We start from the raw sequence: 25,839 nt of genomic DNA on the forward strand, positions 1-25,839 counted from the left end.
CGGGTCACGGCCGGCCGCGGGTCACCCGGCGGGCGTCAGGGCGAGGGACGCGGCGAGGATCCGCGTGAACGCCTCGAGATCGTCGCGGTCCACATCGACCGGAAGCGCGTCGAGCTCGCCACGCAGATCCTCGAGCAGGTCGCGTCGCGCCTGCTCGTCCAGTGGCTCGGGACGGTGCTCGAGCGGCCCGCAGGCGCCGACGAGGCGACGGGTGAACCCTTCGTGCGCGTACTCGATGATCTCGGTGGTGTCGACGCCGCGGGAGCGGGTCAGTCGGGCGGTGATGGTCGCGGACCAGGGCCGGAAGGACGAATTCATGATGTGCCTCCTCGTAGTGATTGCATCGAGAGAGTCATCTCCCGACTCCGGCATCGACCAGTGCACCTCGGCACCGAAAGGCGGGTCCTTGGTCCCCTCACCCCGTCCCGGTCGTCGGTGTGACCTCGCGCGGGCTCCTCGGCTGGAACAGCTCGACCAGGTTGCCGTCGGGGTCGGCGATCAGGACCTGGCGGCCTCCCGGGCCGGCGACGAGTTCGCTGCGGAAGGGCAGGTCCGCGGCGCGGAGGCGGGCGATCTCGGCGTCCAGGTCGTCGACGACGAGATGGATGCGGTTGCCTCCCGGTGTCGCCGCGTCGGCGGGTGTCGCGCGGGCACCGGAGCTCGCGGGGCCGGAGAGCAGGAGCCGAAGTCGACCACGCAGGACGTCGGCGAAGGCGGGCGCGGCGCTCATGTGGAGCGTGAAGCCCAGGTGCTCGGTGTAGAAGTCGATCGCGGCCCCGACGTCGTCGACGAGGTAGCGGACGCTGGCGTACTCCTCTGGCGTGTTCACGGGTCACCCTCTCGTTGACGGGTCGTGGCGAGGACCGGAAGCAGGTGCCCGACGCGCGTGTCGATGTCCTCCGCGGCCCGCTCGAAGGCCGCGTAGCCCTGCGCGTCGACGCCGCCGGCGGCCGCGGGGTCGGGGATGCTCCAGTGCATCCGTCGGACGGGGCCGGCGAACTCCGGGCAGATCTCCCGCGCCTTGTCGCACAAGGTGACGACGAGATCGAACGACTCGTCGGCGACGTCGTCCAGGTGCCGGGGTCGCTGGGCGGACACGTCGACGTCGAAGCGTTCGCGGAGCACGCGGACGGCGTCGGGGTGCAGGTGGTCCCGGGGTCGGCTGCCCGCGCTCCTCGTCAGGACCGCGCCGGCCGAGCGGAGCGTGAGGAGGGCCTCGGCCACCGGTGAGCGAGCGCTGTTGCCGGTACAGACGAACAGGACGGACACGGGCCGCCCCCTCCGTGGCCGGAGGGGAGGACCGGACGGCGTGCGGCTCGTCCGCAGGGCCGGGTGGAGCGCGGTGCCGCTACCGGCCAGTTCGCGGGCGCACCGGTCGAGGTCGAGGTGGTAGTAGCTGTCCCGCCGATCGGCCGAGCTGCGGGTGGCGGTCACGAGCCCGCCGTCGCGGAGCAACCGCAGGTGGTACGAGACGAGGTTCTGCGGCTGGTCGAGCCGCGTCACCAGCTCCCGGACGCGGTAGTCGCTCCCGGCGAGCTCGGCCATCAGCCGCCAGCGCACGGGATGCGCCGCCAGCGCCACGAACGGCGGCGGTGCGCTGACTTGACCCGAGCTCGGCACGCGCAGCAGTATGCGCCCCGAGCGGCCGATCCATCAATCACAGTTGATGCATTTCTCGTCCAGTAGGTCGACCGAGGGAGCCGAGGTGACCGACCCACAGCTGGCGCGCCGGCTCGGGTTGACCGACGCCGTCCTGATCGGACTCGGCTCGATGATCGGCGCCGGGGTGTTCTCGGCGTTCGCGCCTGCGGCATCGGCTGCCGGCGCCGGGCTGCTGATCGGACTGGTCATCGCCGCAGCGGTCGCCTACGGCAATGCCACCGCGTCGGCGCAGCTCGCGGCGCAGTATCCGGTCTCGGGAGGGACCTACGTCTACGGCCGCGAGCAGCTCGGAGACTGGTGGGGATTCCTCGCCGGTTGGGGCTTCGTCGTCGGCAAGACGGCCAGCTGCGCGGCGATGGCCCTGACCTTCGCCGCCTACGCCGTGCCCGCCCCGTGGCAGCGCCCGGCGGCCGTGGCGGCCGTCGTCGCCCTCGCCGCGATCAACTACCAGGGGGTCACCCGCACCGCTCGGCTCACCCGCGTGATCGTCACCGTGGTCCTGCTCGTGCTGACGACGGCGGTCGTCGCATCCTTCGCCGGAGGGACGCCGGCCATCGCCGGCCTCGTCGCCGATCCGGTGGAGGGCCCGAGCCCGTACGAGGTCCTGCAATCGGCGGGACTGCTGTTCTTCGCCTTCGCGGGGTACGCCCGCATCGCCACCATGGGCGAGGAGGTGCGCGACCCACGGCGCACGATCCCGCGCGCCATCGTGACGGCCCTCGCCATCGCGGTGACGGTGTACGCCGTCGTCGCGGTCACGCTCCTGCTCGTGCTCGGTCCGCAGCGGCTCGCGACGTCGAGGGTCCCGCTGGCCGATGCGGTCGCCGTCGGGGGCTCGGCCTGGGCCGTGCCACTGGTGGCCGTCGGCGCCTCGGCGGCGGCGCTCGGGGCGCTGCTGGCGTTGATCGCCGGAGTCGGTCGGACCACCTTGGCCATGGCCCGGCGGGCCGACCTCCCCGCGTGGCTCGCGGCGGTCCACCCACGCCACGAGGTCCCGCACCGCGCGGAGGTCGCGGTTGCCGTCGTCGTCTCGGTCCTCGTGCTCACGGTGGATCTGCGCGATGCGATCGGGTTCTCGTCGTTCGGCGTGCTCGTGTACTACCTGATCGCCAACCTCTCGGCCTTCACCCAGCGGCCCGAGCAGCGGCGGTTCCCGCGCTGGCTCCAGGTCGCCGGGGCCGCCGGATGCCTGCTCCTCGTAGCCACCCTGCCACCGCAGGCCGTGCTGTCCGGACTGCTCGTCTACGCCGTCGGTGTCGCCTACCGCACCGCGAGACTGACCGTCGCTCGACGGTGACGGCACCGTGGTTCACGGGTGATCTCGGGCGGGCCGTCGTCTCTGAACATGCCGTCGAACCGCGGGGTCCCGTACCGTCCCCGTCCGGGTCGGGGTGACCCTCCTTGCGGTTTCTCGGGGGTTGGCCGTGTCGTCTCGTTTCGTCGCTCCGATCTCGAGGTTGGTGGCGTGGGGTCAGCCGCGTCCCGGCGAGCAGGGGGCCGCGGGGTCCGAGCGGCTCGGTACGTGGGGCGCGCGACGGCGTTACCACCGAGCGCTCTTCCTCGTGATCGGCTTCTGGGCCGCCGTCACGTGCGTCGCGGCCGCCGTCCACCCCCTGGCCGCGATCGTGATCGCCCTGGCAGGCCTTGCCCACGTCGTCGCCGGTCACCGGGTCGAACAGAGGCGCCGAGCCGATCGAGCGAGGCCCGGCGAGCGGGCATGACGTCGATCCGCGCCGCGCTCCAGGGCGCGCCTCGGCCACCGCACGGTCGGCATACTCGAGCCTCGTGCCTTCCCGACCGTGCCCGTGCGGCCTGCCCGAACCGTTCGACGCGTGCTGCGGCCGGTATCTCGGCGACTCCGATCACCCCGCTCCCACCGCCGAGGCCCTCATGCGGTCGCGCTACACGGCCTTCGCCCACGGCGACGTCGCCCACCTGCTGCGGACCTGGCACCCCTCGACCCGCCCGACGACGCTGACACTCGACCCCTCGATCCGGTGGACGCAGCTGGAGGTGCTCGACCGCGTGGGCGGCGGCCTCTTCGACAGCGACGGAGTCGTCGAGTTCCGCGCGCACTACCGCGAGGGTCCGCAGAGCGGGGTCCTGCACGAAAGCAGCCGTTTCGTCCGGGAGGCCGGGCAGTGGTTCTACCGGGACGGAACCGCCCGCTGACCACAGTGACGGGGATCCGGCGACGTCCCGGGCCGCGACCTCGGCGGTTCCTCCGGCGCGACGCCTCGTGGCGCCGCTCGACCTGAGGGCTCGGGGTGTCACCCCGCTCGGACGTCGTGACCTCGAGGGGACACCGCGCCGTGGCGGCACGCTCAAGCCCTGAGGTCCGATCCGAGGTCCTCGGTGCCGGGACCTCACGCAAGCACACCTCTTCGACGAAGAAAATCTCCCTCCGCCACGCTAGACATGCTGACAGCGGCAGGTGTACTTTCGGCATCGCGCAACGAGAAGATCAAGAGACACGGGAGATCGCGTACCTGCCCGTGGCGCACGTCGACGCGAACGGATTCCGGGGAAGGGAGGTCGGCGCACCGTCAGCCCGTCCGGGTCGTCACGGCCCGGACACACCGACTCGTCGGAACGGATGGTGATCTTCGGTTATCGAGCTCCCCCGATCCCCGCAGCACCCGCTCGTCGGTTCCTGCGGTACGAGGCCGGCACCTGAGCCGGCCGACAGTGTGCAGACCTGATCCCCCAGGGGCCCCGGTGCCAGGTGCACCGGGGCCCCTCGTCCGTCGGAGGTGATATTGGCCCGAGAGTCCGAAGCCGTGACGCAGCGGCTCGACGACGAGCACTACCCCGCCTACTCCATCGGCCGTGCCGCCGAGATGGTCGGCGCGACCCCCGGCTTCCTGCGCAGCCTGGACGAGGCGAAGCTCCTCGACCCCCAGCGCTCCGGAGGAGGTCACCGCCGCTACTCCCGCCACGAGCTCCGGCTGGCCGCGCGGGTCCGGGAACTCCTCGACCACGGCACCGCTCTCGACGCCGCGTGCCGCATCGTGGTGCTCGAGGACCAGCTCGACGAGGCGCGACGCACCATCGCCGACCAGCGCAACGGGTGAGGACTCGCGTATCCCAGGACGCGCACCCGATGAACCCGCTGGACGTTCGACCTGACGAGGGGGCGACCTCCCGGCGCGACTCGGCCGCCGCGATCGTCGTCGTCGTCAAGGTCGTGCACACCGCGGCGTGATTCTCCATCGAGGCATGAGGAGACACGATGAGCGCGATCCCACGACGACAACAGCCTGATGTGACCCGTGTGCTCCTCTCCGACGGGTGGCACGAGGTGCACGAGCGGACGTTCGAGCTGGACGGCCACAGCTTCGGGTTCGCCGAGCTCGTGCCGGTCGAGGGCCAGCACGGCGAGCTCATCGCGACCGCCCGCTTCATCACCGGCCCGCTCACGTCGGTGCTCGCTGTCGAATCCGAGCCGACCCCTACCGAGGACGTCCCGGGGCGAGCCCCGCGACCCCCGGCGTGGCCGTAGTCGGCCCACCGTCGAGGACCCCGGACGGCGGGACGTCGTGCGTCCTGCGCGACCCGCTCCTCCCCCAGCAGCGCCAGAGGACGTTCCGATCACGTGACCGTCGCTCTCCCGCGCGGCCTCATAAGGCGGACCTTCTCGAATCAGTGACGCTGCGCATCGACCGGACGGAGTCATCTCCTCCACCGAGGGCGATTCTGGGGAGATCCACGACGGCGAAGCGAGGTCACCATGACAGTTCCCCAGCCGGCGCCGGAGTCCCTCCGCGGTCCCGGCCTGCGCGAGCGCCTGGCGGCCGGGCCGGTCGTGTGCGGCGAGGGCTACCTGTTCGAGCTCGAGCGGCGGGGCTACCTGCAGGCCGGTGCGTTCGTCCCGGAGGTGGTCCTCGACCACCCCGAGGAGGTCGCCGCACTGCATCGGCAATTCGTGCACGCGGGCTCCGACGTCGTCGAGGCGTTCACGTACTACGCGCATCGCGAGAAGCTGCGCATCATCGGCAAGGGCGACATCCTGGAACCTCTCAACCGGCAGGCGCTCGAGATCGCCCGCGGGGTGGCCGACAGCACGGGCACGCTGCTCGCGGGCAACATCTGCAACACCGGGGTCTACGACCCGGCCGATCCCGTGACGCACGCGACCGTGCGCGAGATGTTCACCGAGCAGGTGGGCTGGGCGGCGGAGGCCGGCGTCGACGTCGTCATCGGCGAGACGTTTCGCTGGCTCGGGGAAGCCGAGATCGCTCTCGAGGTGATCCGCGCGGCGGGACTGCCCTCGGTGCTGCTGCTGGTGGCCGGGCAGGAGCCGGTGACCCGGGACGGGGTCGCGATCGCGCAGGCGTGCCGCGAGCTCGCCGCGCGCGGCGCCGACGTCGTCGGCCTCAACTGTGTGCGCGGTCCGGCCACGATGCTGCCGCTGCTGGGCCCGATCGCCGCGGCGGTGGACGTTCCGGTCGCCGCGTTGCCGGTGCCCTACCGCACCCACCCCGAGCAGCCGACCTTCCACGCACTGCGCGACCGCGGGCCGACCACGCCGCCGGAGGGTCTCCCGTTCCCGACGGCGCTCGACCCGTTCACCTGCCACCGCTACGAGATCGCGGACTTCACCCGCCGGGCCCGGGCGGCCGGCGTGAGCTACTTCGGCCTGTGCTGCGGCGCGGCACCACACCACCTGCGGGCGATGGCCGAGACGTTGGGGCGCACCCCGCCGGCCAGCAGATACTCACCGGACATGTCGAAGCACGTCTACCTCGGGGCCGACCCCCGGTTGCGGCCGTCGAACCGGGAGTACCGCACCTTGCTGTAGCCGGCTCACCGGCCCGCGGGGAGCTCCCGCCCGGTCCGCTCGCGAGGTGTCGAGACACGAAAGTGCGCGTGGGCACTATCGTGCGCCCCGCCTCGGCACGGAGGAGCACCCGTGAGGATCACCACCGACGACGGTGTCGGGCTCGCCGTCCACGTCACCGGGCCGACCGACGTCGACGACGGGCCGGGCCCGCCGATCCTGTTCGTCCACGAGTTCGGCGGCGACCACCGCTCGTGGGATCCGCAGGTCGCCGACCTCTCCCGCGCGCACCGCTGCGTCACCTACGACGCCCGCGGCTACCCACCCTCCGACGTGCCGACCGAGCCCGCCGCGTACTCGCAGGACCGCGCCGTCGCCGACGCCCTCGCGGTCCTCGACGCCACCGGCACGGAACGCGCCGTGGTCGTCGGCAACTCGATGGGAGGGTTCGCGACCCTGCACCTCGGCCTGCGCCATCCCGAGCGCTGCCTCGGCCTCGTCGTCGCCGGCTGCGGCTACGGCGCCGCCCCGGAGCACGCCGACGCCTTCCGCGCCGACGCGCTCGCCCTCGCCGACGCCTACGACCGTGTGGGGGCCGCAGCGGTCGCGGCCGAGTACGGCCATCGCCCCGCCCGCCAGGCCCTGCGTCGCCGCGATCCCGCCGCCCACGAGCAGCACCTGCGCATCCTGGCCGAGCACGACCCCGTCGGCTCCGCCCTCACCATGCGCGGGGTGCAGGCCGCGCGGCCCTCGTTGTTCGACCTGCGGGCCGACCTCGCCACGATGCCCGTGCCGACCCTGCTCCTGGTGGGCGACGAGGACGCGGAGGCGATCGACGCCAACCTCATGCTGCGGGGCACGCTGCCCGACGCCGGCCTCGCGGTGCTCCCCCGCGCCGGGCACCTCACCAACCTCGAGGACCCGCGCCTGTTCGACCACCTCGTGCGGACGTTCGTCGCCGGGCTCGGAGGCTCCTCGACGGCATGACGTGCGAGGTCGGCCGGTCGTCACGACGCCGTCGGTGCGGCGCAGACGGCGATGAAGACCATCCCGTCCGAGCCCGCACGCAGGAACCTCGAGGAGTCCACCGTGACGGCGACGTACTGCCCCGGCCCGACCGGGATCTCCTCCCCGTCGACGATCACCCAGCCGTGGCCCTGCAGGACGGCGTAGGCGTCCTCGGCGTGGTCGTCGAGGTGGTCGTGGGGAACGGTCTCCTCCCCGGCGGGCAGCTCGATCTGGTAGAGGCCGAAGGCCGTGAGCCCGAGAGCCTCACCGACTCGCTTCTCGAACGGGCTCGCCGCGGGATGGGGTCCCCGACCGACATCGAGGTCGGCGGCGTCGACGCTGTAGTGGGTCACGGACGGAACCTAGGACAACGACCGCTCGAGCGACCTCAGGGCAGCACCGCCACGGCCTCGACCTCGACGAGGTAGCCCGGCGCGGCCAGCGCGGTGACCCCGATCCAGGTGCTCGGCTGCTGGAACTCGACGCCCAGCGCCTCCGCCGCCCGCTCGCGCCCGACGACGAACTGCTCGGCCTTCGCCTCGTCGAGCTCCACGATGTAGACGGTGACCTTCGCCAGGTCGGCCGGCGTCGCCTCGACCGCGTCGAGCGCGGCGGCGATGTTGAGGTAGCACTTCTCGGCCTGCGCGGCGACGTCGCCACGGCCCACGAGATCGCCCTCGAGGTCCCAGGACACCTGCCCGGCCAGGTACACGGTGCGCGAGCCCTCCGCGACGGCGACCTGGTGGTGGACGTCGACCCGGTGGACACCCTCGGGATGCACCAGTCGGACGGTCATCGGCGTGCTCCTCTCCCCTGCGAGCGCCTGTTCCAGCGACACGAGAAACCATGCCGTCGCGGCACACTCCAGTCCGTGTGACTCGCTTCACCGGCGCCTCGCGGCCGACCGAAGACCTCAGCCGAAGAACACCTCGGCCTCGTCGAGACGGGTCGTGGGGACGGTCTTGAGCTCGGCGGTGGCCTCGTCGAGCGAGACCCGCACGATGTCGGTGCCGCGCAGCGCGACCATGACGCCGGACTCCCCGTCGTGCAGGGCCGCCATGGCCTGGACGCCGAACCGTGTCGCGAGGACACGGTCGTACGCCGTGGGCGTGCCACCGCGCTGGATGTGGCCGAGCACCACGGCGCGGGACTCCGCACCGGTCTCCCGCTCGATCTCGTCGGCCAGCCAGGTGCCGACCCCACCCAGGCGGCGGTGGCCGAAGGCGTCGGTGCCACCGGCTGCGAGGAGCTCGTCGCCACCGTCGGGCACCGCGCCCTCCGAGACGACGATGACCGGGGCGTACTCGTTACGGAAGCAGCTGTTCACCCAGTCGCACACCCGGCCCACCGTGAACGGCCGCTCCGGGATGATGATCGCGTTCGCGCCGCCGGCCATGCCCGCGTGCAGGGCGATCCAGCCGGCGTGGCGCCCCATCACCTCGCAGACCAGGGCCCGTCGGTGCGACTCCGCGGTGGTGCGCAGCCGGTCGATCGCCTCGGTCGCGATGTGCACCGCGGTGTCGAAACCGAACGTGTAGTCGGTGGCGGCGAGGTCGTTGTCGATCGTCTTGGGGACCCCGACCACCCGGACGCCGTCCGCGGCGAGCCGGGCCGCCGCACCCAGGGTGTCCTCGCCGCCGATCGCCACGAGCGCGTCGACGCCCTGGGCCGCCATCGTGGCGCGGACGGCGTCGGCGCCGCCCTCGCCCTGGGCGTAGGGGTTCGTGCGCGACGAGCCGAGGATGGTGCCGCCCCGCGCGAGGATCCCGGCCACGTCGGCGACGTTCAGCGGCCGCGACGCGCCCTTGAGCGGGCCCCGCCAGCCGTCCCGGAAACCGATGACCTCGTCGCCGGCGGCGTCGGCACGGTGCACGACGGCCCGGATGACAGCGTTGAGCCCCGGACAGTCGCCGCCGCCGGTCAGCATCCCGATACGCACGATGTTCTCCTCGTCGAGAGTCGCCGCGTGCCAGTGTGCCAGGTCACCTAGAACGGTTCAGCTCCGCCTCGCGTCGGCCGGCGAGAGGACGGATGCGGGGTGGTCCTCGCGACGCTGGATCAGGACGTCAAGGCCCCGCGCAGCACGCTCGACGCGTGGGCGGGGTCGCCGTCGTAGCGCTCGGCGGAGACGTCGACGACGGAGTAGCCGGTCATGTCCAGGCCGGCGGGCATCGTGAAGGTGCCGTGCCCGTTCTCGCCGAGGGCGCCGATCGCGATCATGCTGTCGGTGCGCTCGTCGAGCAACCAGACCTCGTAGTAGCCCTGCTCCGGGGGCGGCGGCATCGTTGCGCTCACCTCGATGCGCCGCTCGTCGCCGGTCTCGACGACGCTGACCTGCCCCGTCGCGCCGGGCGGTCCGGCCGCGACGGCGGACAGGGACGCGGACGCGATCTGTCGCGTCGCGGGCGGGTCCTCGGTGAACCCACCGGTGAACGCGCCGGCCACCGCGATCGCCACCGCGGCGACGAGTGCGGCGGCTGCCGCCAGCGCGCCGACGACGAGACCCCGACGTCGGCGCGACGGCCGGGCCGGTCGGACCGGGCTGCCTGGAGGATCGGCCTCGAGGGCGAGCTCGGCGGCGATGCTGGACCAGACGTGGTCGGGGGGTGCTTCCAGCGGTGCCGGTCCGGCCTCGCGGGCGAGCGCGACCGTGTCACGCATCGCCGTCACCTCGCTCCGACACTGCGCGCACTGGTCGAGGTGGGCGGACAGTGCGTCGACGACGGGCTGCTCGCCCAGGGCCACCAGGGTGAGCCGTTCACGGTCGGGATGCGGCACCTTCCACCTCCCTCCTCGTCCGGAGACGCTCGATCCCCCGCCGGAGGTGACTCTTGACCGTACCGAGGGGTAGACCGGTGACGGCGGCGATCTGTGCATGCGTGAGGTCGTCGTAGAACGCGAGCTCGATGACACGCCGTTGCTGTGGGACGAGGTGGGTCAGCTCGTCGGCGGCGACGATCCGGTCGAGGACGCGGTCCGCCGAGGGTTCGGGCGCAGGGGGGTCCTCAGTTCGTTCGAGAACGCGCTGGAGCCGGGCCTCACGCTGGAGCACCCGCAGACGGTCGGCGACCTGCCGGCGCGCGATGCCGAGCAACCAGGCCGGCAGGGTGCCCCGGCGCGGGTCGAAGGTGTGCCGTCCGCGCCACGCGGTGACGAAGGTCTGCTGGGTGATGTCCTCGGCGTCGACCCGGTCGGGCAAGCTGCGCAGACCCAGCGCGAACACCAGTCGGCCCCACCGGTCGTAGGCGGCGCGAAGCGCGGCCTCGTCGCCGGTGACGAAGCCCTCGGCGAGCCGGACCTCGTCGTCGGACGTCATGGCCCTCCCGTGGGAACCGCGGTGATCACCACGTTGTCCCGGTACGACCGGGTGGCCTCGTCGAACGGCCCGCCGCAGGTGATCACGACGAGGCGAGGCGCACCGGTCCGCGCGAACAGCCGCTCCAGGGGCACCCGGTCCTTCGACCACTGGTCACGGGAGGCGACCGCGTAGGACCGGACCTGACCGTCCGGACCCGCGACGGCCAGTGTCGCCCCCGGCTCGAGCTCCCGCAGGTCGAACAGGGCGCCCTCCTGCCCGGCACGGTCCACGTGGCCGGCCAGGACCGTCGAGCCCTGCACCGCGTCGAACCCGGGGCCGTAGCGGTACCAGCCGACGGTGGCGACGTCCTCGGGGATCTCCATGCCACCGCTCGCGCGGTCGACGCCGACCGGGACCACGGGCACGTCGACGCCGAGGTCCGGGATCCGGAGGCCGACCGGAGGCGCCTCCGGGCGCGTGGTGGACGTGGTCCCGGTGACGCGGGGTGGAGGCGCGGGGTCGGAGACCGCCGCGACGGCCGACGAGGACGAGGACCGGGAGACCGGGTCGACGGCCGGCCAGACGGCGCCCGCGAGCAGGAGCAGGGCGCCGACGACGACGCCGGTCAGGGCGGACACGCGTCGACGCCGCCCCGGGTGGGGCGGCGTCGAGCGTGATGGGTCAGGAGCGCGCACGGACCCAGACCGCGCCGGAACCCGCGAGCACCAGCAGACCCAGGACCCCGAGGCCGAGGCCGACGGGCAGGCCGTCGTCCGCCAGCCCGCCGGAGCCGCCGGCGACCCCACCGGGGGCGCTGTGCGCACCGGAGATCGTCTGCGTCACCAGCGCCAGCGTGTTGTCACTCGCCGAACCGATGGCGTAGGCGACGGTGACCGTGCCCTCGCCGAGCTCGAGGGATGCCGGGCCGATGACGACGTCGTCGGTCCCGGCGAGGACCACGTCGGCCGAGACCGTGCCGGCGGGGACGTCGGCCTGGGCGCTGTTCGGGTTGGTGAGCCCGGTCAGGGCCGCCTGGCCGTCGACGCGGGCGTCCACGGCGGGGGCCGCCGCGGTGTGCCGCACCACGAGCCGGGCGTCACCGGCCGGGAGCGAGCCGACGTCGTTGACGAACGGGGTCAGGGTCGGCTGGCCCTGCTCGGACAGGTGCGCGACGACGCTGATGTTCGCCCCGGCCGGGACCTCGGCGTCCTCGGCCGCGATGAGCGGGGCCTCCGAGGCCGGGGCGCCCGCGGCCCGGACCGCGAGGTCGTAGGTGCCGGCGGGCAGCTCGAGCGGGCCCGCGACCGTGCCCGGCGCGAAGTCGGACACGGTCTCCGTGCCGTTGACGTAGACGTCGACCGGCTGTCCGGGGATGCCGTGCACCACCGAGACCTGAGCCGCCTGGTCACCCTCCCCCTCCGCCGCCTGCGCGGCCCCGGCGAGACCCACGGACGTGCTGAGAGCGAGGGTCGCCGCGGCGACACCCGTGAGGATCCTGCGTGTCGAGATCATGGAACTCCTACCTCGGACGAACGGTGATGCGCAGGACTACGTCCGGAACGCCCGATATGGATGCGGAGACGGATGCAGAGAAGCGTGTCGAGATGGATGGCGTAGATGCCTGCGCCGTCTGCGCCTCGACGGCTGGGCCACGACACGAGAGGGAAGCGCCCCGAGAACTGCGGCTGGTCGAGGCCATCGTCGAGGTGGCCGGCACCACCGGCCCCGGACTCGACGTCTCCGAGCTGCTCCACAACCTCGCCGCCAACAGCGTCGACCTCCTCGACACCGACACCGCGAGCGTCCACATCACGGACGACAACGGCGCGCTCGAGACCGTCGCCACCTGCGGCGAGGGCAGCCGCTGCGTCGAGCGAGGCCTTCCAGCGGCTCCGGTCCTACTCCCGCCGCCGGCACCTCTCCATCGCCACGGTCGCCGAGGAGGTCGTCACCCGACGCCTGGACCTCCGCTGAGGGCTCGCGCCCACCTCGGAGCCGGACCGCTCACTCCGGAGGCGTGCTCCGACGACCCCGAGCGCTGAGGTACCGGATCGGCGGGATCAGCAGGCGGTAGATCGGTCGCACGGCCCGGCCGGGGAGGCTGCCGTGGCGCTCCTCCTCCCAGACCCGGGCGCGCGGGTGCTCCTCGAGCAGACGGTCCGCCAGGGCCCGGGGCACGCCCGTACGTCCGGCGGTACGCATCTCGATGCGGCTCAGGTGCTTCGTGCTCATGAAGCCGTACTGGCTCGGGCTGACGAGCCGGGCCGGCGCGCCGTGGTCGGCGTCGAGCGGCCGGCCGTCGAGGTTCTCCGCGATCAGGACGTTCGCGGCCAGGGCGTCCTCGAGGGTCGCGACCGACCGGTGGCCGTCCAGGCCCGCGAAGGCCACGTGGGTCACCGGGGCGCTCCGGTCGAGGACCGGCTCGATGACCTCCCGGTACACGGTCTCGAAGGCCACCCCCTCCCACCGGAGGTCGATCGCCGACCACCCGGCGACGCAGTGGAGATCGGCGCGGACCTCGCGACGCGGGAGCTGCGCGAGGTCCGCCGAGGTCATCGAAACCGAGACGGTCACCGCCCCGCCGACCTCGATCGCGTGGTCGACCGGGACCTCAGGGGGCGGGTGGTGGAGATGGGTGCCGAACCGCGGGAACCCCTCGACCGGGCGCTGGCCCGGCGGCATCCGCAGGCCGTGGCGCGTCGCGATGCTCATGGTGACCTCGTCTATACGACGTCGTATACCGGGCTCGGGACGCTACCAGCGTGTGTACGGTGCCGTATAGAAGTGAGTCCGACAGAGAGGCCGGTTCATGGCGGTCGCCCGCACGGCTCGTCACCGGTGGATCGACGAGGGCCTGCAGGCGCTGGCCGCGGGCGGCCCGGACGCGGTCCAGATCGAGTCGCTGGCGCGGGCGCTGGGCGTCAGCAAGGGCGGGTTCTACGGCTACTTCGACGACCGGCGCGCGCTGCTGGGCGAGGTGCTCGACGCCTGGGAGTCGCGGAGCACCGAGCGCGTCATCGAGCAGGTCGAGCACGAGGGTGGCGACGCCATGAGTCGGGCGCGCCGGGCCGCCGAGCTCACCTTCAGCGCCGAGCTGCGGCCGATCGACCTCGCGGTGCGGGACTGGGCCCGCCGGGACGCCGCGGTCGCCGAGCGCCTGCGACGCGTCGACAACGTCCGGATCGCCTACCTCCGCACGCTGCTGGAGCCGGTGTGCGCCGACGAGGAGGACCTCGAGGCCCGGTGCCTGATCGCCTTCTCGGTGGCGATCGCCGACCGGCTCATCGCCGCCGACCACGGGGCACGCACGCGGTCCGACGTGCGCGAGGCCGTCCGTCGGCAGCTCTTCGCTCCGGCGCAGGGGGCACCTGTCGTGCTCGCCGATCGGCGGGACGGGTCACTACCGTCGGGAGGATGACGGGGTCGACGCGCGGCGGTACGCAGATCACCAGTCTCGAGCAGCTGCGGGCGGTCGTCGGCGAGCCGATCGCCCGCGCCCGGGACAAGGTCCGCGCGACGCTGGACGACGTCGACCGCGCCTTCATCGCCTGCTCGACCCTGCACTTCCTGGCCACCACGGGCGCCGACGGCTCGCTGGACGTCTCCCCCAAGGGCGACCCGGCCGGCGCGGTCCTCGTGGCCGACGACCGGACGCTGCTGCTGCCCGACCGCCCGGGCAACCGTCGGGTCGACGGGATGATGAACCTTCTCGACGACCCCCACGTGGCGCTGCTGTTCCTCGTCCCGCGACGCGGGGACACCCTGCGGGTGAACGGTCGGGCGCGGCTGCTCCTGGACCCCGACGAGGCGGCGGCGTTCGAGATCCGCGGGCACCGCCCCCGCATCCTCACCGAGGTCACCGTCGACGAGGTCTTCTTTTACTGCCCCAAGGCCCTCATGCGCTCCCACCTCTGGGACCCGGACGCGTGGCCGGCCGTCCACCTCCCGAGCGTCGCCGAGATCGCGCACCGGACCAGCCCCGACTCCTCGCTCGAGGACCTCGAGCGCCGCTACGCGCCGGAGAACTACCGCACGCTCCTGTACTGACTCTGGTTCACTGCGCCGGGTGGGCCGAGCGGAACCTCGCCCGGCGGGCGCATCCGCGGGTCCGCGATGACGTCCGACGGCGCGAGACACATGGTGATCGCCGCCGCGCTCGTGGGCCACCGGGGCGTCCTACTGTGCCACCGTCGGCCGGACCGCAGGTGGTACCCCGACGTGTGGGACCTGCCCGGAGGGCATGTCGACCCGGACGAGACGGCGCGGGAGGCCGTGGGCCGCGAGTGTCGCGAGGAGCTCGGCGTCCGGCTCCTGGAGGCGACGGAGGTCCCCGTGAGCACCGGCGACCCGCTGGTCGAGCTGACCCTGTTCACCGTGCGGTCGTGGGTCGGGATGCCCACGAACACCGCCCACGAGGAGCACGACCGCATCGCCTGGTTCACGCGCGCGGACCTCGACACCGCGCGGCTCGCCGACGATCGCTACCGTCCCCTGCTCGCGCGAGCGATGGAGCCGGCACCATGACCGACGATCTCGAGACCCGCTACCTCGCCTACCTGGCGGTCCTCAACGAACGGCGCCTCGACGACCTCGTGCACCTCGTGCAGGAGCGACTGACCTACAACGACGAGGAGATCACCCGTCGCGGGTACCGGGACATGATCGCCGCCGATATCGCCGCGATCCCCGACCTGGTGTTCGACCCGCACCTCGTGGTCGTCTCCGGGGACCGGGTGGCGTGCCGCCTCGTCTTCCGGTGCACGCCCCGCGACACGTTCCTCGGCTTCACGCCGGACGGCGAGCAGGTCTCCTTCGCCGAGCACGTCTTCTACCGGTTCGACGGGGGCCGCATCGCCGCGGTGACCTCGCTGATCGATCGCTGGTCGATCGCGACCCAGCTCCGGGAGCGCGCGCGACCCTCGCGGTGACGCACCCACCACGGCACCATCTCCGAGCATGAGCGCTCCCGGCGGACCGACGCTGATGCGACCGGCGGGGTCGCCGGAGGGAACGGGGCTCGGGGCCTACCTCGAACACCTGTCGTCGACGCGCGACCTCGAGTTCGACGACCACCGGGACCTGTGGCGCTGGTCGGTGGCCGAGCCCGAGGCGTTCTGGGCGTCGATCTGGGACCACTACGGGGTGCCGGGCACCTACGAGCGGGTGCTCGGCTCGTCGGCGATGCCGGGCGCGCAGTGGTTCCCGGGAGCCCGGGTCAACTACGCCGCGCACATGGTGGGCACCGACGCCGACATCGACCGCACCGCCATCATCGCCCGCTCGCAGACGCGCGAGCCCCGGGAGCTCACGTTCGGCGAGCTGCGCGACCAGGTGGGACGCGCCCGCGCCGGCCTGCGGCGCCTCGGCGTGGGGCGGGGTGACCGGGTCGTCGGGTACCTGCCGCACGTCCCGGAGACGATCGTGGTGTTCCTGGCCGCCGCGAGCCTCGGCGCCGTCTGGGCGGCGTGCGCGACGGAGTTCGGCGCCCGCAGCGTCGTCGACCGGCTCGGCCAGCTCGAGCCGACGGTACTGCTCGCCGTCGCGTCGTACCGGTACGGGATCAAGGAGATCGACCAACGCGACGAGCTGGCCACGATCCGCGAGGGGCTGCCGAGCGTCCGGCACGTCGTCGGTCTCGACTACGGGCCGCACCCGGTGCCCGACGCGATGGCGTGGGACGAGCTGCTCGCCGAGCCCGGGGAGCTGTCCTTCGACGAGGTCCCGTTCGACCACCCGCTGTACGTGCTGTTCTCCTCGGGCACCACCGGGCTGCCGAAGGCGATCGTCCACGGCCACGGCGGCATCCTGCTCGAGCACCTGCGGCTGTTCGGCCTGCACTTCGACATCCACCCGGGCGACCGGACGTTGTGGTTCACCACCACCGCCTGGGCGATGTGGAACATCACCATCTCGGTGCTGCTGCACCGCGGCGCCATCGTGCTGCTCGACGGCAACCCGCTCTGGCCGGACCTCGAGGCGCAGTGGCGGCTCGCGGCGGAGACGGGCGTGGCGCTGTTCGGGGCCAGTCCCGGGTATCTCACGGCCTGCCGCAAGGAGGGCGTCGTCCCGCCGAGGTGGCCGCAGCTCCGGCAGCTCGGGACCACCGGTGCGCCGCTGCCGCCGGAGGCGTTCGACTGGGTCTACTCCCACCTCGGGCCGGACGTCATCCTCAACCCGTTCAGCGGCGGCACCGACGTGTGCAGCGGCTTCGTCGGCGGCGGGACCTGGCAGCCGGTGTACCGCGGGGAGATGTCCGGCCCGGGGTTCGGCCACGACGTCGCCGCGTTCGACGAGGACGGCCACCCGGTGGTCGGGCAGCTGGGCGAGCTCGTGGTGCGGGCGCCGATGCCGTCGATGCCGGTCGGGTTCTGGAACGACCCGGACGGCGAGCGCTACCGCGAGGCCTACTTCGACACCTACCCGGGCGTCTGGCGCCACGGGGACTGGGTGCGGTTCACCGACCGCGGCAGCTGCGTGATCACCGGGCGGTCGGACGCGACGCTCAACCGCGGCGGCGTGCGGCTGGGCACGGCCGAGTTCTACGACGTCGTCGAGGACATGGCGGAGGTCGCCGACTCCCTGGTCGTGCACCTCGAGGACGACAGCGGCGGATCGGGCGAGCTGCTGCTGTTCGTCGCGCTCGTGCCCGGGGCCGAGCTGGACGACGACCTGCGCGCCCGGATCGCGAGCGGGCTGCGCCGCCACCTGTCCCCGCGGCACGTCCCGGACCTGATCGCGGCCGTCCCGGCCGTGCCGCGGACCCTGACCGGCAAGAAGCTCGAACGTCCGGTCAAGCAGGTGCTGCGCGGCCGTCCGGTCGAGGAGGTCATCAGCCCCGACGCGGTGAGCGGGGCCGACGCCGTACCGGCGTTCCGGGACGCCTACCGGCGATAGCGGGCGCGGCTCAGGCCGGGGGCGCCGACACGGCGTCGCGCAGCAGCCCGGTGGCGGGATGGCAGTTGACGTACTCGTAGTACTGCTCGCCCGCGTCGAACACCGAGACCTCGTGGTAGAGCCGCAGCGTCGGGAGCCGTTTCGCCGTGCTGACGAACGCGACGAAGACCCGCAGGTGACTGGGGTGGGTCTCGGCCCACTGCTCGAGCCGGTCGAGCGAGCGCCAGTGGGAGATGGCGTAGGTCTTGTCGATCGGCAGGCCGTCGAGGTCGATGGAGCGGACGTAGCGGTTGCTGTAGCAGCCGAGGCGGTGCCCGCGGTCGCGCAGGAAGTCCATGGCCGCCCGTAGCGCGGGCTCGATCTCGGTCAGGTAGAGCTCACGCTCGTCCGGCTCGGCGTCCGGCCACTCCTGGCCGGAGCGGATCAGGGCCACGTTGGCGTGGCCCCGGACGATCACACGGCCGCCGCGGGCCGGGTCGCCCTCCGCCGACAGCTCCCCCGCCGGGCGCATCCGGTCGGTCTGGGAGAGCGGGATGCGGTCGCGCATCGAACCCCAGTACGCGTGCTCCTCGACCTCGTCGCTGACGCCGTCCATCACCCCGCCGACGCCGGGGAGGTGGTCGGTGAACGGGTAGAGCGTCTCGAACTGGTCGACACGCGGGGAGGCGATCTCGCGGAAGAATCCGACGTTCGCGGTGAGCCGGTCGTCCGAGTCCCACCACCCGGCGACCTCGGGCCGCGCGAGCCAGCGCCCGTAGGTGTCGGGATCGCGCCAGTAGCCGACCGCGACGAGGTTGTCGTAGCCGGCCGCGTCCTCGTGGTGGGTCGTGTCCCAGGCGCCCGGGCCGTCGTCGCGCCCGAACCCGTCGACGATGTGGCGCAGGGCCGCGAGCGCCTCGTCCCGGTGCTCCTCGCCGCGGTACTGCACGCCGAAGTAGCCCATCACCACCTGCGTGAGATCCTCGGCGCCGCGCGCCACCCACACCGGGAACGGCGGGCGGTAGTCCTCCCCCGCCCGCCGCGACAACGTGCGCGGGCACTGCAGGTGGGTGTCGATCGCGGATTCCACGCGTGCCTCCCGGGACGGTCCGTGCGGGGCTGAGGGACGGTGGCCATCTCACCATCGATCGGCCGGAGAGCGATCGCAGAGCTTTCGCGACGACGGCGGCGATGCCCGTTCCGCTCGGCCCGACGCGGACGCGCGGTGAGTCCAGGGTCACGGGGTGATCCGGTGACGAAGAGGCCTGCCCGTTCGTCCTCGGGGCAGTCCGATGCCGTACCCCCTTCCTGAGGAGCCCGCCGTGTCCGATCGTCACGTCAAGCCCACCGACGACGGCTGGGCCGTCGAGAAGCCCGACGCCCAGCGTCCGAGCGCCAAGACCCCGACCCAGGCCGAGGCCGTGAAGCGGGCCGTCGAGATCGTCGCCAACGACGGCGGCGGCGAGGTCGTCGTGCACGGCACCGACGGCAAGGTCCGGGAATCCCGCACCGTCGCGTCGGACGCCCAGGACACGGCCCGCACCGCGGCCGCCCTCGCCGCGAGCGCGGCGGGCGAAGGCGCGCGCACGACCGCCTCGGCCGCGGCCGCCGAGGTGTCCGACACCGCCGAGGACGTCGCCGACGAGGCATCGGTGACCGCGAAGAAGGTGGCCGGCCACACCCGCACCGGGGCCGAGCACGCCGAAGCCACCGCCGACGCCGCCGCCGCCGCCGCCGGGATCGGGGAGCAGGTCGACGCCGTCAGCCGGGGTGAGAAGAGCCTCGAGGCCGCCGCCGACGACGCCGCGACGATCGCGCAGACCGCCGGCGCTCAGATCACCGACCAGGCCGACCGCACCGGTCGCGAGGTCGCCGGCGAGACCCGCGCCGCGGGCCGCCGCGCCGCCGCCCGCGTGGACGCCACCGCCCGCGAGGGCGGTGACCAGCTCGTGTCGGGCGCCGACCGCGCCGCCACCATCGGTGCGGGCGTCGGCGAGCAGGCCGAGACGGCCGCGGACCGCGTGGGCAAGCAGATCCACGCCGTCACGGAGTCGGCCGCCGCGCCGCTGGACGAGCTCGCGAAGGCGCTCAACCCGGTGCGCATCGCCGGTCGCGTCGTCGGCGTCGTGGCCGCGGGCGGCCTGTCCCTCGTCGGGCGTGGCGCGTCCCGTGGCACCGCCGCCGCCCAGCGTGGCGCCCGCAAGGTCGCGCCGCGCTGACCCAGCCGTCGGGAAGCGTTCCGCACCGGGCGCCGACAGACCGTCGGCGCCCGGGCGGACGAGCCGGGGTCAGAAGTACGTCTTGCGGCCTCCGACCCCGCGTCCCACCGCACCCAGGATCGTGAGGATCAGGCCGACGACGGCCAGGATGATGCCGATCGTGTAGAGGATCGGGATGCTGAGCACGTAGCCCAGGATGATCAGGATGACACCGAGGATGATCACGAGCGGTTGCTCCTCACTCGGGCACCGGTGCCCGCAGTAGTCGATTTCGTCACGCGCTGAGGCAGCCCGTGCGGCGGATGGGACCACAGCGAGGACGCCGGAGCCGTGAGGCGCACCGACGTCACCACGGTGTTCAGCTCGGCGTGTCGTCCTCGGCGCGCTCACGCCACACCACCGGATGGTCGACCCGTCGTGCGGCGAGGACGACGGCCGCGACCACGACCTCGCTCGTCAGGTCGAGCACGTCGGCGAGCACGTCCCGCAGGGAACCACTGACGGTCACCCGGCGGCGCCGGGCGGCATGAGGGCGTCGCGAGGAGGGTTCACGGTGGCTCCGGGGGCTCGTCACCACAGCGCGGGCCGCCGAGGACGATCAAGGGTCGCAGGTGGCCATTCGCCGCACGTGTCGGGCGAGCGGGTACGGCGGAACGGCCTAGTGCGGGTCCGCTTCCTGATCGCTTGTGGGCCACGCTGTGATCACGACCGGGTCGGGTGCAGCTCCTGGGTGCCGATGACCCCGCCCCCGCCCCAGGAGGCCCTCCGCCTCCGCGACCGTGAAGACGCAGGCCTCGACGCCGACGCCCCGCGCCAGCAGCAGGTCCGTCAGCTCGACGACGCCGTCCTCGCCCTGGTTGGCAGGGACCAGGTCGGGCAGCTCGGCCCACGACGACACCGTGGCGAGTCGCTTCGCGGGGTCCGGCTCGATCTGCGCGAAGGTGGTCATCGAGATCGGGACGCCGGGGCACGCACGGCGGACGGCCTGGATCGCGCGTCCCACCTCCCGCTCCGAGAGCGTCTCTGCGCCGTCGTCGCCGAAGGCGTGCAGGTGCAGCAGGGTCGCGCCCGCCGCGACGCACGCCGCGGCGTCGGCCGCGGTCTCCCCGGGGGTGCGCGGCATGGCCGGGTGGTCGCTGTCGCCGTTCAGGGCGCCCTGCAGCGTCCGGCGGGCGGACGGGCGGACGGGCGGACGGGCGGCCGTCGGGAGTCATGGACGGATCCTCGACCCCGCCGAGCAGCGGGGCGCGGATCGTGGCCCCGCCCACAGCGCCTTGAGTGTGCCGTGGCGGCGCGGCCTGTCCTGGACCGGCACACGCCCACCGGGAGGACCAGATGACCGCGACACCACAGCACCACGGCCTCGAGGCCGAGGACGAGACCCCGACCGGCCCGCTGCCGGCCGTCGCGCCGGCGACCTCGAGGCCCTCCGTCCTCGACCAGATGGGCGGTCCGCGGGGGTTCGTCTACTCCTCGGTCCCCGTCGTCGTGTTCGTCGCGGCGAACACGTTCCTGTCGCTGCCGGTGACGATCGGGGTCTCGGTCGCTGTCGGACTCGCGCTGACCGCGCTGCGCCTGGTGCGTGGGGAGCACGTCGCCGGCGCGGTCGGGGGCCTGGTCGGCCTCGGCGCCGCCGTGGGCGTCGTCGCGTGGACCGGGTCGGCGAGGGACTTCTTCGTCATCGGCATCTGGGCCGCTCTCGCAGGCTTCGTCGTCGCCCTCGGCTCGGTGCTCGCCCGCCGCCCCCTGACCGGGGTCGTCTGGAACCTCGTGCACGGCGGCACCCACGACTGGCGCACCGACCGCGCCGTGCGGCGCTGGCACGACCTCGCCACGCTGTGCGCCGCGGCCGTGTTCGGGGCGCGGTTCGTGGTCAAGGAGTGGCTCTACGTCGCCGACTCCACCACCTGGCTCGCCGTCGCCAAACTCGCCCTGGGCACCCCGCTGACGATCCTGGCCGGCCTCGTCGTCGTCTGGGCGTTCCGCCGGACGAGCACGCGCCTGCTCGGCAAGGATGCCTCGTGAGCACCATCAGCCGCTCCGCCCCGACGCCGACCTCGACAAGGTGCTCTGCCCGGCCCGTTCTCCGACCGTGACCGGCGGTTGGGCCCATCGGCCCTACCCCGCCTCCGGCCTCCGGACGACGCTCACCCGTGCCGGGGCGAACAGGGAGGGGCGCGATGGGTCACGACGGGGCGGTCGGGAACGGGGCGGTCGGGAACGGGGTGGCCGCTGGAGTGGACGCCCCGGCGAAGGACCGACGGATCCCGTGGTGGGGCGTCGGCTTCGACGTGGTGCACCGGGGCTACGACCGCGGCCAGGTCGAGGCGGCCCTCGACCGTGCCCAGGCCGACCTGCGGGTGATGACCGCCGACCGCGACGCGATGGTGCGGGCCGAGGAGCAGGTGCGCGCGGAGCTCCGGGCGGTCCGGACCGACGTCGACCGGATGGCGTCCGAGCCCCTCTCCCTCGACGGGGTGTCGACCCGGCTGCAGCATCTCCTGCGGCTCGCGCAGGAGGAGGCGGACGAGGTCCGCGAGCAGGCGGCCGCCGACGCCGGGTTGGTCGCCGAGCGGGTGGCCGACCGTGCCCGAGCGACCGAGGCGGAGGCCCTCGCGCGCGCCGACCGACTCGTCGCCGACGCCGACGCCCGGAGCCGCGCCCGCCTGACCCACGCCACCGAGCAGGCCGCGTTGATCGTCGCCGAGGCCGAGAAGCAGGCCCGTGCCCTGCGCCGGGAGGCCGAACGGGTCCGCGACGACGTCGAGCGCCAGCAGCAGGAGCTCGTCGCCGAGCAGCAGGAGCTGGTGGAGCGCACCCGAGCCGACGTGGCACGGCTGGAGGACGAGGCGGCGGCCGACCGCCGAGGACGGGACGAGGACGCGCAGACCCGCCGGCACCGCGTCGAGGAGGACTTCGAGACCGCCCTGGCCGCGCGCCGGGCGGAGGCGGCCGCGGCCCTGGCCGACGCCGAGGAGCGCCGCCGGCGGGCGGAGGAGCGCGCCCGCGCGGCCGAGCAGGAGGCGGCCGCCCGGGTCGACGCCGCCACCACGGCCGTGGACGCCCTCGAGGAACGCCGTCGCCGGGCCGCCACCCAGCTCGGCGAGCTCAAGCGGGTGCTCGATCGGAACGCTCTCGACGGTGCGGCCGGCGACGACCCGGCGAGCCACCCGGTGCTCGTGGCGGCCGGCGGCGACCAGGGCGTGGCCTGACCGTCAGACCTGGGCCTGCTCGCGGGTCTCGCCCCTCACCACCTGCACGGCACGACGCAGTGACGCGATGAGGGCCGAGGGGTCGCCCGCGCGCGTGCAGAGCGAGATCGGGCAGGGCTCGACGTCGGTCAGCGGGAGGAACACGACCTCCGGATGACGGTAGCTGTCCGCGACGGAGCTCCCGGTGATCGCGATGGCGGCGCCCGAGGCGACCACCTCGAGGAGCTCGTCCATCGTGTGCACCGTCGGTCCGTAGCGCACGGGCACGCCGCTGGGCCGGGGGTCACAGGCCCACCACCGCACCCACCGCTCGTCGGTCTCGTCGTCGTGGACGTGCGGCTCACCGTCGAGGTCGGCCAGCTCGACCTCAGCGCGGGTGGTCAGCCGATGGCCCGCCGGGAGCGCGACGACGCGGGGTTCGTCGCGAACCACGTCGAGGCACAGCCCGTCGGTGTCGACGATCGGCGGCCGGACGAGGGAGGCGTCGACGGTGCCGGCGCGGACCGCGGCCGCCTGGTCGGGCCAGGTCAACTGCACGAGCTGCACCGACGCGGCGGGGACGTCACGCTGCACGAGGTCGAGGATGGCCGGGTGTGGGTGCCGGTCGCGGCGGTCATGAAGCCGAGCCGCAGGACTCCGCCGAGGGCGCGACGGTGCGCCTCGACCGCCGCGACGGCGCGCTCGGCAGCGGCGAGCGCCGCACGGGCCTCGGGGAGGAAGCGTCGGCCCGCGTCCGTGGGGACGACCGGGTGCGCGCTGCGGTCGACCAGGTCGACACCGAGCTTGCGCTCGAGCAGGCGGATCTGCTTGCTCAGGGCGGGCCCGCTGACATAGAGCCGCGCGGCGGCCCGCCCGAAGTGTCCTTCGTCGACGACGGTCACGAGGTAGCGCACGAGGTGCAGGTTGAGGTCCACGCCGGCTCCCTCCGACGGGCCGAGTGTCGCACCTCACGAGACGCAAGGGGCTCTCACCTGGCGCGATAACCGAATGGTTCAGGCACGCGACGACATGTGTCATGGACCTTCTCCGTGTCGCCGACGAGCCTCGGTGGCGTCCACCACCGACGGAGGAGACACCGCCGTGAGCCGTTACGACCACGAGTTCGTGACGATGTTCGCCGGGCTGGAGAAGCAGCTCGAGAACATCGACAACCCGCGCCACCGCGCGATCCTGAAGAACTACCGGCGGCACGGGCTCCTGGAGGTGGCCGGGCGCTACCGGGAGCTTCTCGCCCCCGACATGACCGTCGAGCACCCGCAGTACCGCCTGCACGAGGGCGGGCAGTCCATCGTCCTCGACGGGATGGAGCAGGTCGTCGGCTTCTACCAGTCGCTGATGGCCGCCAACGCCATCGTCATGTGGGTGGCCGAGCAGGACATCGCGGTCAACGACCACGGCTTCTCCGGGGAGGTCGTCTTCAACGCCTTCGTCCCGGCACCCATGCTCGGCGACAGCGCCTTCTCCGACATCCGCCCGGGCGGCGACCCGACCGAGATGTACCTGCTGCGCCGCACGCTCGCCTTCGTCTGGCCCTACGACGAGCGGTGCCGCCTCATCGGCGAGCACGTCTACGAGGACGGCGCCTCTCGCGAGATCCTCGAGCCCGACCCCGCGGACGTCATCACCGCGGAGCGTGCCGCCGAGCTGCTCGCCCCCGAGATCGACCGGGTCCTGCCGTGAGCGCCGGTGGCCGGCTGGACGGGAAGGTCGCGTTGATCACCGGAGGAGCCCGTGGGCAAGGTCGCGCGCACGCCGTCCGGTTGGCCGAGGAGGGCGCCGACATCGTCCTCGTCGACCACTGCGCGCCGATCGACACGGCTCCCTATCCGATGCCCGATGTCGCGGAGCTCGAGCACACGGTGACGCTCGTCGAGGACCTCGACCGCCGCGCCCTCGCGTTCCGGGCCGACGTCCGCGACCTGGCTGCTCTGCGCAGCGCGGTCACCGACACCGTGGCGGAGCTCGGGCGGCTCGACATCGTCGTCGCCAACGCCGGCATCGGCGGCTTCGCGCCCGCGCTGGAGATGGACGAGGCCACGTGGGACGAGATGATCGACATCAACCTGACCGGGGCGTGGAAGACCGTTCGCGCCGCGGCCCCCGCGCTCGTCGACGGCGGTCGGGGCGGGTCGATCGTGCTCACGAGCTCCGTCGCCGGGCTGATCGGCTTCCCGAACCTCGCCCACTACTGCGCGGCCAAGCACGGCCTGGTGGGGCTGATGAAGGTGTTCGCCATCGAGCTCGCGCCCCACCGGGTGCGGGTGAACTCCGTGCACCCCACGAACGTCGACACCGACATGATCCAGAACCCGGCGATGTACGAGCTCTTCAGCGGCGGCGTGCCCGGCGCGGACCGCGCCTCCGCCGCCGCGGCGATGAAGGGCATGCACGCGCTGCCGATCTCCTGGGTCGACCCGGTCGACATCAGCAACACCGTCACGTGGCTGGCCTCCGACGAGGCGCGTTACGTGACCGGAGTGGCCCTCCCCGTCGACGGCGGGATGACCGCTCCCTACACGATCCCCCACCCCGCACGGGCGTGAACGGCCCGAGGACGACCGCGAGTCCGGGCGTCGGCACCCCCGGCACCGCCGTCCCCGAGCTCCTGGTCGAGATCGAGCTCGTCGCGAGCATCTGACCGCCCGACGTCCGGTCGGACCCCGTGCAGGCTGCGCCCGTGACCCCGACCGTCGCCGCCGCGCTGCGCCGCTCGACGAGCACCTCGTCCTCGCCCAGGGCAGCAGTGCCTTCCACGCCGTCCACCGACGGAGCGGCGCGTTCCACGAG

The 25,839-nt window shown here is 73.3% G+C and carries 33 protein-coding genes; 16 read left to right on the forward strand and 17 right to left on the reverse strand.

Features of this window, described 5'->3' with window-relative positions:
• Positions 1-21: 21 nt before the first annotated feature.
• From PH189_RS01740 to PH189_RS01750, 3 genes are all read right to left on the reverse strand, one after another.
• Positions 22-318 (reverse strand): hypothetical protein, encoded by a 297-nt coding sequence (locus tag PH189_RS01740; RefSeq protein ID WP_274187007.1) that lies wholly within the window; start codon positions 316-318, stop codon positions 22-24.
• A 97-nt stretch (positions 319-415) separates the two neighbouring features.
• On the reverse strand, positions 416-829 hold the full coding sequence (locus PH189_RS01745) for a VOC family protein (protein ID WP_274187008.1): 414 nt from the start codon (positions 827-829) through the stop codon (positions 416-418).
• Positions 826-1,620, reverse strand: a complete 795-nt coding sequence (locus PH189_RS01750; protein ID WP_274187009.1) for an arsenate reductase/protein-tyrosine-phosphatase family protein — start codon at positions 1,618-1,620, stop codon at positions 826-828. Before PH189_RS01750 ends, PH189_RS01745 begins: the two co-directional genes overlap by 4 nt.
• 85 nt (positions 1,621-1,705) lie before the next feature.
• On the opposite strand from PH189_RS01750, the gene PH189_RS01755 reads away from it, so the two are divergent.
• The 6 genes from PH189_RS01755 to PH189_RS01780 all read left to right on the forward strand — a co-directional run bounded on the left by PH189_RS01755 (position 1,706) and on the right by PH189_RS01780 (position 7,429).
• Positions 1,706-2,959: an APC family permease gene (locus tag PH189_RS01755; RefSeq protein ID WP_274187010.1), complete on the forward strand. Its 1,254-nt coding sequence runs from the start codon at positions 1,706-1,708 to the stop codon at positions 2,957-2,959.
• A gap of 488 nt (positions 2,960-3,447) precedes the next feature.
• The gene (locus tag PH189_RS01760; protein WP_274187011.1) at positions 3,448-3,834 is read left to right on the forward strand and encodes a YchJ family protein; all 387 of its coding nucleotides are present in this window, start codon (positions 3,448-3,450) and stop codon (positions 3,832-3,834) included.
• Between the two features lie 608 nt (positions 3,835-4,442).
• Positions 4,443-4,736 carry a MerR family transcriptional regulator gene (locus PH189_RS01765; RefSeq protein ID WP_274187012.1) on the forward strand — a complete coding sequence of 98 codons (294 nt, stop codon included), beginning with the start codon at positions 4,443-4,445 and terminating at the stop codon, positions 4,734-4,736.
• A gap of 158 nt (positions 4,737-4,894) precedes the next feature.
• Entirely contained in the window at positions 4,895-5,164 is a 270-nt protein-coding gene (locus PH189_RS01770) for a hypothetical protein (RefSeq protein WP_274187013.1), read from the forward strand.
• Positions 5,165-5,392: 228 nt separating this feature from the next.
• A complete protein-coding gene (locus PH189_RS01775) occupies positions 5,393-6,463 on the forward strand; it encodes a homocysteine S-methyltransferase family protein (protein ID WP_274187014.1) in 1,071 nt (356 codons plus the stop codon).
• Positions 6,464-6,574: 111 nt separating this feature from the next.
• Positions 6,575-7,429, forward strand: coding sequence for an alpha/beta fold hydrolase (locus PH189_RS01780; protein ID WP_274187015.1), 855 nt, complete (start codon positions 6,575-6,577; stop codon positions 7,427-7,429).
• Positions 7,430-7,449: 20 nt separating this feature from the next.
• Here the strand turns inward: PH189_RS01780 and PH189_RS01785 are convergent, their stop codons facing one another.
• The 8 genes from PH189_RS01785 to PH189_RS01820 form a co-directional block, all read right to left on the reverse strand.
• Complete coding sequence (locus tag PH189_RS01785; protein ID WP_274187016.1) at positions 7,450-7,803, reverse strand: cupin domain-containing protein; 354 nt, start codon at positions 7,801-7,803, stop codon at positions 7,450-7,452.
• A gap of 35 nt (positions 7,804-7,838) precedes the next feature.
• Complete coding sequence (locus PH189_RS01790; RefSeq protein ID WP_274187017.1) at positions 7,839-8,246, reverse strand: RidA family protein; 408 nt, start codon at positions 8,244-8,246, stop codon at positions 7,839-7,841.
• Between the two features lie 117 nt (positions 8,247-8,363).
• Positions 8,364-9,389 (reverse strand): 6-phosphofructokinase, encoded by a 1,026-nt coding sequence (locus tag PH189_RS01795; RefSeq protein WP_274187018.1) that lies wholly within the window; start codon positions 9,387-9,389, stop codon positions 8,364-8,366.
• 119 nt (positions 9,390-9,508) lie between these two features.
• Complete coding sequence (locus PH189_RS01800; RefSeq protein WP_274187019.1) at positions 9,509-10,228, reverse strand: anti-sigma factor; 720 nt, start codon at positions 10,226-10,228, stop codon at positions 9,509-9,511.
• On the reverse strand, positions 10,209-10,766 hold the full coding sequence (locus tag PH189_RS01805; RefSeq protein WP_274187020.1) for an RNA polymerase sigma factor: 558 nt from the start codon (positions 10,764-10,766) through the stop codon (positions 10,209-10,211). The genes PH189_RS01800 and PH189_RS01805 overlap by 20 nt, the downstream gene beginning before the upstream one ends.
• Positions 10,763-11,386, reverse strand: coding sequence for a class F sortase (locus tag PH189_RS01810; protein ID WP_274187021.1), 624 nt, complete (start codon positions 11,384-11,386; stop codon positions 10,763-10,765). The genes PH189_RS01805 and PH189_RS01810 overlap by 4 nt, the downstream gene beginning before the upstream one ends.
• Positions 11,387-11,429: 43 nt before the next feature.
• A complete protein-coding gene (locus PH189_RS01815) occupies positions 11,430-12,260 on the reverse strand; it encodes a DUF4397 domain-containing protein (RefSeq protein WP_274187022.1) in 831 nt (276 codons plus the stop codon).
• 492 nt (positions 12,261-12,752) lie between these two features.
• The gene (locus tag PH189_RS01820) at positions 12,753-13,460 is read right to left on the reverse strand and encodes a molybdopterin-dependent oxidoreductase (RefSeq protein WP_274187023.1); all 708 of its coding nucleotides are present in this window, start codon (positions 13,458-13,460) and stop codon (positions 12,753-12,755) included.
• A 97-nt stretch (positions 13,461-13,557) separates the two neighbouring features.
• Here PH189_RS01820 and PH189_RS01825 point away from each other — a divergent pair, with 97 nt between their 5' ends.
• The 5 genes from PH189_RS01825 to PH189_RS01845 all read left to right on the forward strand — a co-directional run bounded on the left by PH189_RS01825 (position 13,558) and on the right by PH189_RS01845 (position 17,642).
• Positions 13,558-14,166 (forward strand): TetR/AcrR family transcriptional regulator, encoded by a 609-nt coding sequence (locus PH189_RS01825; protein ID WP_274187024.1) that lies wholly within the window; start codon positions 13,558-13,560, stop codon positions 14,164-14,166.
• Positions 14,163-14,795, forward strand: a complete 633-nt coding sequence (locus PH189_RS01830; protein ID WP_274187025.1) for an MSMEG_1061 family FMN-dependent PPOX-type flavoprotein — start codon at positions 14,163-14,165, stop codon at positions 14,793-14,795. The genes PH189_RS01825 and PH189_RS01830 overlap by 4 nt, the downstream gene beginning before the upstream one ends.
• A 90-nt stretch (positions 14,796-14,885) precedes the next feature.
• A complete protein-coding gene (locus PH189_RS01835) occupies positions 14,886-15,272 on the forward strand; it encodes an NUDIX domain-containing protein (protein ID WP_274187163.1) in 387 nt (128 codons plus the stop codon).
• Positions 15,269-15,676 carry an ester cyclase gene (locus tag PH189_RS01840; RefSeq protein WP_274187026.1) on the forward strand — a complete coding sequence of 136 codons (408 nt, stop codon included), beginning with the start codon at positions 15,269-15,271 and terminating at the stop codon, positions 15,674-15,676. Before PH189_RS01835 ends, PH189_RS01840 begins: the two co-directional genes overlap by 4 nt.
• Before the next feature lie 28 nt (positions 15,677-15,704).
• The gene (locus PH189_RS01845) at positions 15,705-17,642 is read left to right on the forward strand and encodes an acetoacetate--CoA ligase (protein WP_274187027.1); all 1,938 of its coding nucleotides are present in this window, start codon (positions 15,705-15,707) and stop codon (positions 17,640-17,642) included.
• 10 nt (positions 17,643-17,652) lie between these two features.
• Here PH189_RS01845 and oxdA read toward each other — a convergent pair whose 3' ends face one another.
• Positions 17,653-18,711, reverse strand: coding sequence for an aliphatic aldoxime dehydratase (gene oxdA, locus PH189_RS01850; protein ID WP_274187028.1), 1,059 nt, complete (start codon positions 18,709-18,711; stop codon positions 17,653-17,655).
• Positions 18,712-18,943: 232 nt separating this feature from the next.
• On the opposite strand from oxdA, the gene PH189_RS01855 reads away from it, so the two are divergent.
• Positions 18,944-19,840 (forward strand): DUF2188 domain-containing protein, encoded by an 897-nt coding sequence (locus PH189_RS01855; RefSeq protein WP_274187029.1) that lies wholly within the window; start codon positions 18,944-18,946, stop codon positions 19,838-19,840.
• A gap of 69 nt (positions 19,841-19,909) precedes the next feature.
• Here PH189_RS01855 and PH189_RS01860 read toward each other — a convergent pair whose 3' ends face one another.
• The 3 genes from PH189_RS01860 to PH189_RS01870 form a co-directional block, all read right to left on the reverse strand.
• Complete coding sequence (locus PH189_RS01860; RefSeq protein ID WP_274187030.1) at positions 19,910-20,065, reverse strand: DUF6131 family protein; 156 nt, start codon at positions 20,063-20,065, stop codon at positions 19,910-19,912.
• A 133-nt stretch (positions 20,066-20,198) separates the two neighbouring features.
• On the reverse strand, positions 20,199-20,321 hold the full coding sequence (locus PH189_RS01865) for a hypothetical protein (protein ID WP_274187031.1): 123 nt from the start codon (positions 20,319-20,321) through the stop codon (positions 20,199-20,201).
• A gap of 177 nt (positions 20,322-20,498) precedes the next feature.
• Positions 20,499-21,002, reverse strand: a complete 504-nt coding sequence (locus PH189_RS01870) for a 3-keto-5-aminohexanoate cleavage protein (protein WP_337994119.1) — start codon at positions 21,000-21,002, stop codon at positions 20,499-20,501.
• 173 nt (positions 21,003-21,175) lie between these two features.
• On the opposite strand from PH189_RS01870, the gene PH189_RS01875 reads away from it, so the two are divergent.
• Both PH189_RS01875 and PH189_RS01880 read left to right on the forward strand, forming a co-directional pair.
• Positions 21,176-21,865 carry a DUF3159 domain-containing protein gene (locus PH189_RS01875; protein WP_274187032.1) on the forward strand — a complete coding sequence of 230 codons (690 nt, stop codon included), beginning with the start codon at positions 21,176-21,178 and terminating at the stop codon, positions 21,863-21,865.
• A 155-nt stretch (positions 21,866-22,020) separates the two neighbouring features.
• Positions 22,021-23,052: a coiled-coil domain-containing protein gene (locus tag PH189_RS01880; protein ID WP_274187033.1), complete on the forward strand. Its 1,032-nt coding sequence runs from the start codon at positions 22,021-22,023 to the stop codon at positions 23,050-23,052.
• A gap of 3 nt (positions 23,053-23,055) precedes the next feature.
• On the opposite strand, the gene PH189_RS01885 is transcribed toward PH189_RS01880, so the two are convergent.
• Positions 23,056-23,625: a LysR family substrate-binding domain-containing protein gene (locus PH189_RS01885; RefSeq protein ID WP_274187034.1), complete on the reverse strand. Its 570-nt coding sequence runs from the start codon at positions 23,623-23,625 to the stop codon at positions 23,056-23,058.
• Positions 23,580-23,966, reverse strand: a complete 387-nt coding sequence (locus PH189_RS01890; RefSeq protein ID WP_274187035.1) for a LysR family transcriptional regulator — start codon at positions 23,964-23,966, stop codon at positions 23,580-23,582. The genes PH189_RS01885 and PH189_RS01890 overlap by 46 nt, the downstream gene beginning before the upstream one ends.
• A gap of 166 nt (positions 23,967-24,132) precedes the next feature.
• On the opposite strand from PH189_RS01890, the gene PH189_RS01895 reads away from it, so the two are divergent.
• Together PH189_RS01895 and PH189_RS01900 are read left to right on the forward strand one after the other, a co-directional pair.
• Positions 24,133-24,732: a hypothetical protein gene (locus PH189_RS01895; RefSeq protein ID WP_274187036.1), complete on the forward strand. Its 600-nt coding sequence runs from the start codon at positions 24,133-24,135 to the stop codon at positions 24,730-24,732.
• The gene (locus PH189_RS01900) at positions 24,729-25,595 is read left to right on the forward strand and encodes a mycofactocin-coupled SDR family oxidoreductase (protein WP_274187037.1); all 867 of its coding nucleotides are present in this window, start codon (positions 24,729-24,731) and stop codon (positions 25,593-25,595) included. Before PH189_RS01895 ends, PH189_RS01900 begins: the two co-directional genes overlap by 4 nt.
• The last annotated feature ends 244 nt before the right edge of the window (positions 25,596-25,839 follow it).

Source organism: Actinomycetospora chibensis, assembly GCF_028737215.1.
Taxonomy (GTDB): domain Bacteria; phylum Actinomycetota; class Actinomycetes; order Mycobacteriales; family Pseudonocardiaceae; genus Actinomycetospora; species Actinomycetospora chibensis.

Bases quoted from the DNA above. Each gene is read 5' to 3' on its own strand.
- PH189_RS01835 (WP_274187163.1), top strand. From the start codon at position 14,886: ATGGTGATCGCCGCCGCGCTCGTGGGCCACCGGGGCGTCCTACTGTGC.
- PH189_RS01840 (WP_274187026.1), top strand. From the start codon at position 15,269: ATGACCGACGATCTCGAGACCCGCTACCTCGCCTACCTGGCGGTCCTC.
- PH189_RS01790 (WP_274187017.1), bottom strand. From the start codon at position 8,246: ATGACCGTCCGACTGGTGCATCCCGAGGGTGTCCACCGGGTCGACGTC.
- PH189_RS01880 (WP_274187033.1), top strand. From the start codon at position 22,021: ATGGGTCACGACGGGGCGGTCGGGAACGGGGCGGTCGGGAACGGGGTG.
- PH189_RS01820 (WP_274187023.1), bottom strand. From the start codon at position 13,460: ATGAGCATCGCGACGCGCCACGGCCTGCGGATGCCGCCGGGCCAGCGC.
- PH189_RS01770 (WP_274187013.1), top strand. From the start codon at position 4,895: ATGAGCGCGATCCCACGACGACAACAGCCTGATGTGACCCGTGTGCTC.
- PH189_RS01740 (WP_274187007.1), bottom strand. From the start codon at position 318: ATGAATTCGTCCTTCCGGCCCTGGTCCGCGACCATCACCGCCCGACTG.
- PH189_RS01875 (WP_274187032.1), top strand. From the start codon at position 21,176: ATGACCGCGACACCACAGCACCACGGCCTCGAGGCCGAGGACGAGACC.
- PH189_RS01830 (WP_274187025.1), top strand. From the start codon at position 14,163: ATGACGGGGTCGACGCGCGGCGGTACGCAGATCACCAGTCTCGAGCAG.
- PH189_RS01825 (WP_274187024.1), top strand. From the start codon at position 13,558: ATGGCGGTCGCCCGCACGGCTCGTCACCGGTGGATCGACGAGGGCCTG.
- PH189_RS01815 (WP_274187022.1), bottom strand. From the start codon at position 12,260: ATGATCTCGACACGCAGGATCCTCACGGGTGTCGCCGCGGCGACCCTC.
- PH189_RS01845 (WP_274187027.1), top strand. From the start codon at position 15,705: ATGAGCGCTCCCGGCGGACCGACGCTGATGCGACCGGCGGGGTCGCCG.
- PH189_RS01775 (WP_274187014.1), top strand. From the start codon at position 5,393: ATGACAGTTCCCCAGCCGGCGCCGGAGTCCCTCCGCGGTCCCGGCCTG.
- PH189_RS01805 (WP_274187020.1), bottom strand. From the start codon at position 10,766: ATGACGTCCGACGACGAGGTCCGGCTCGCCGAGGGCTTCGTCACCGGC.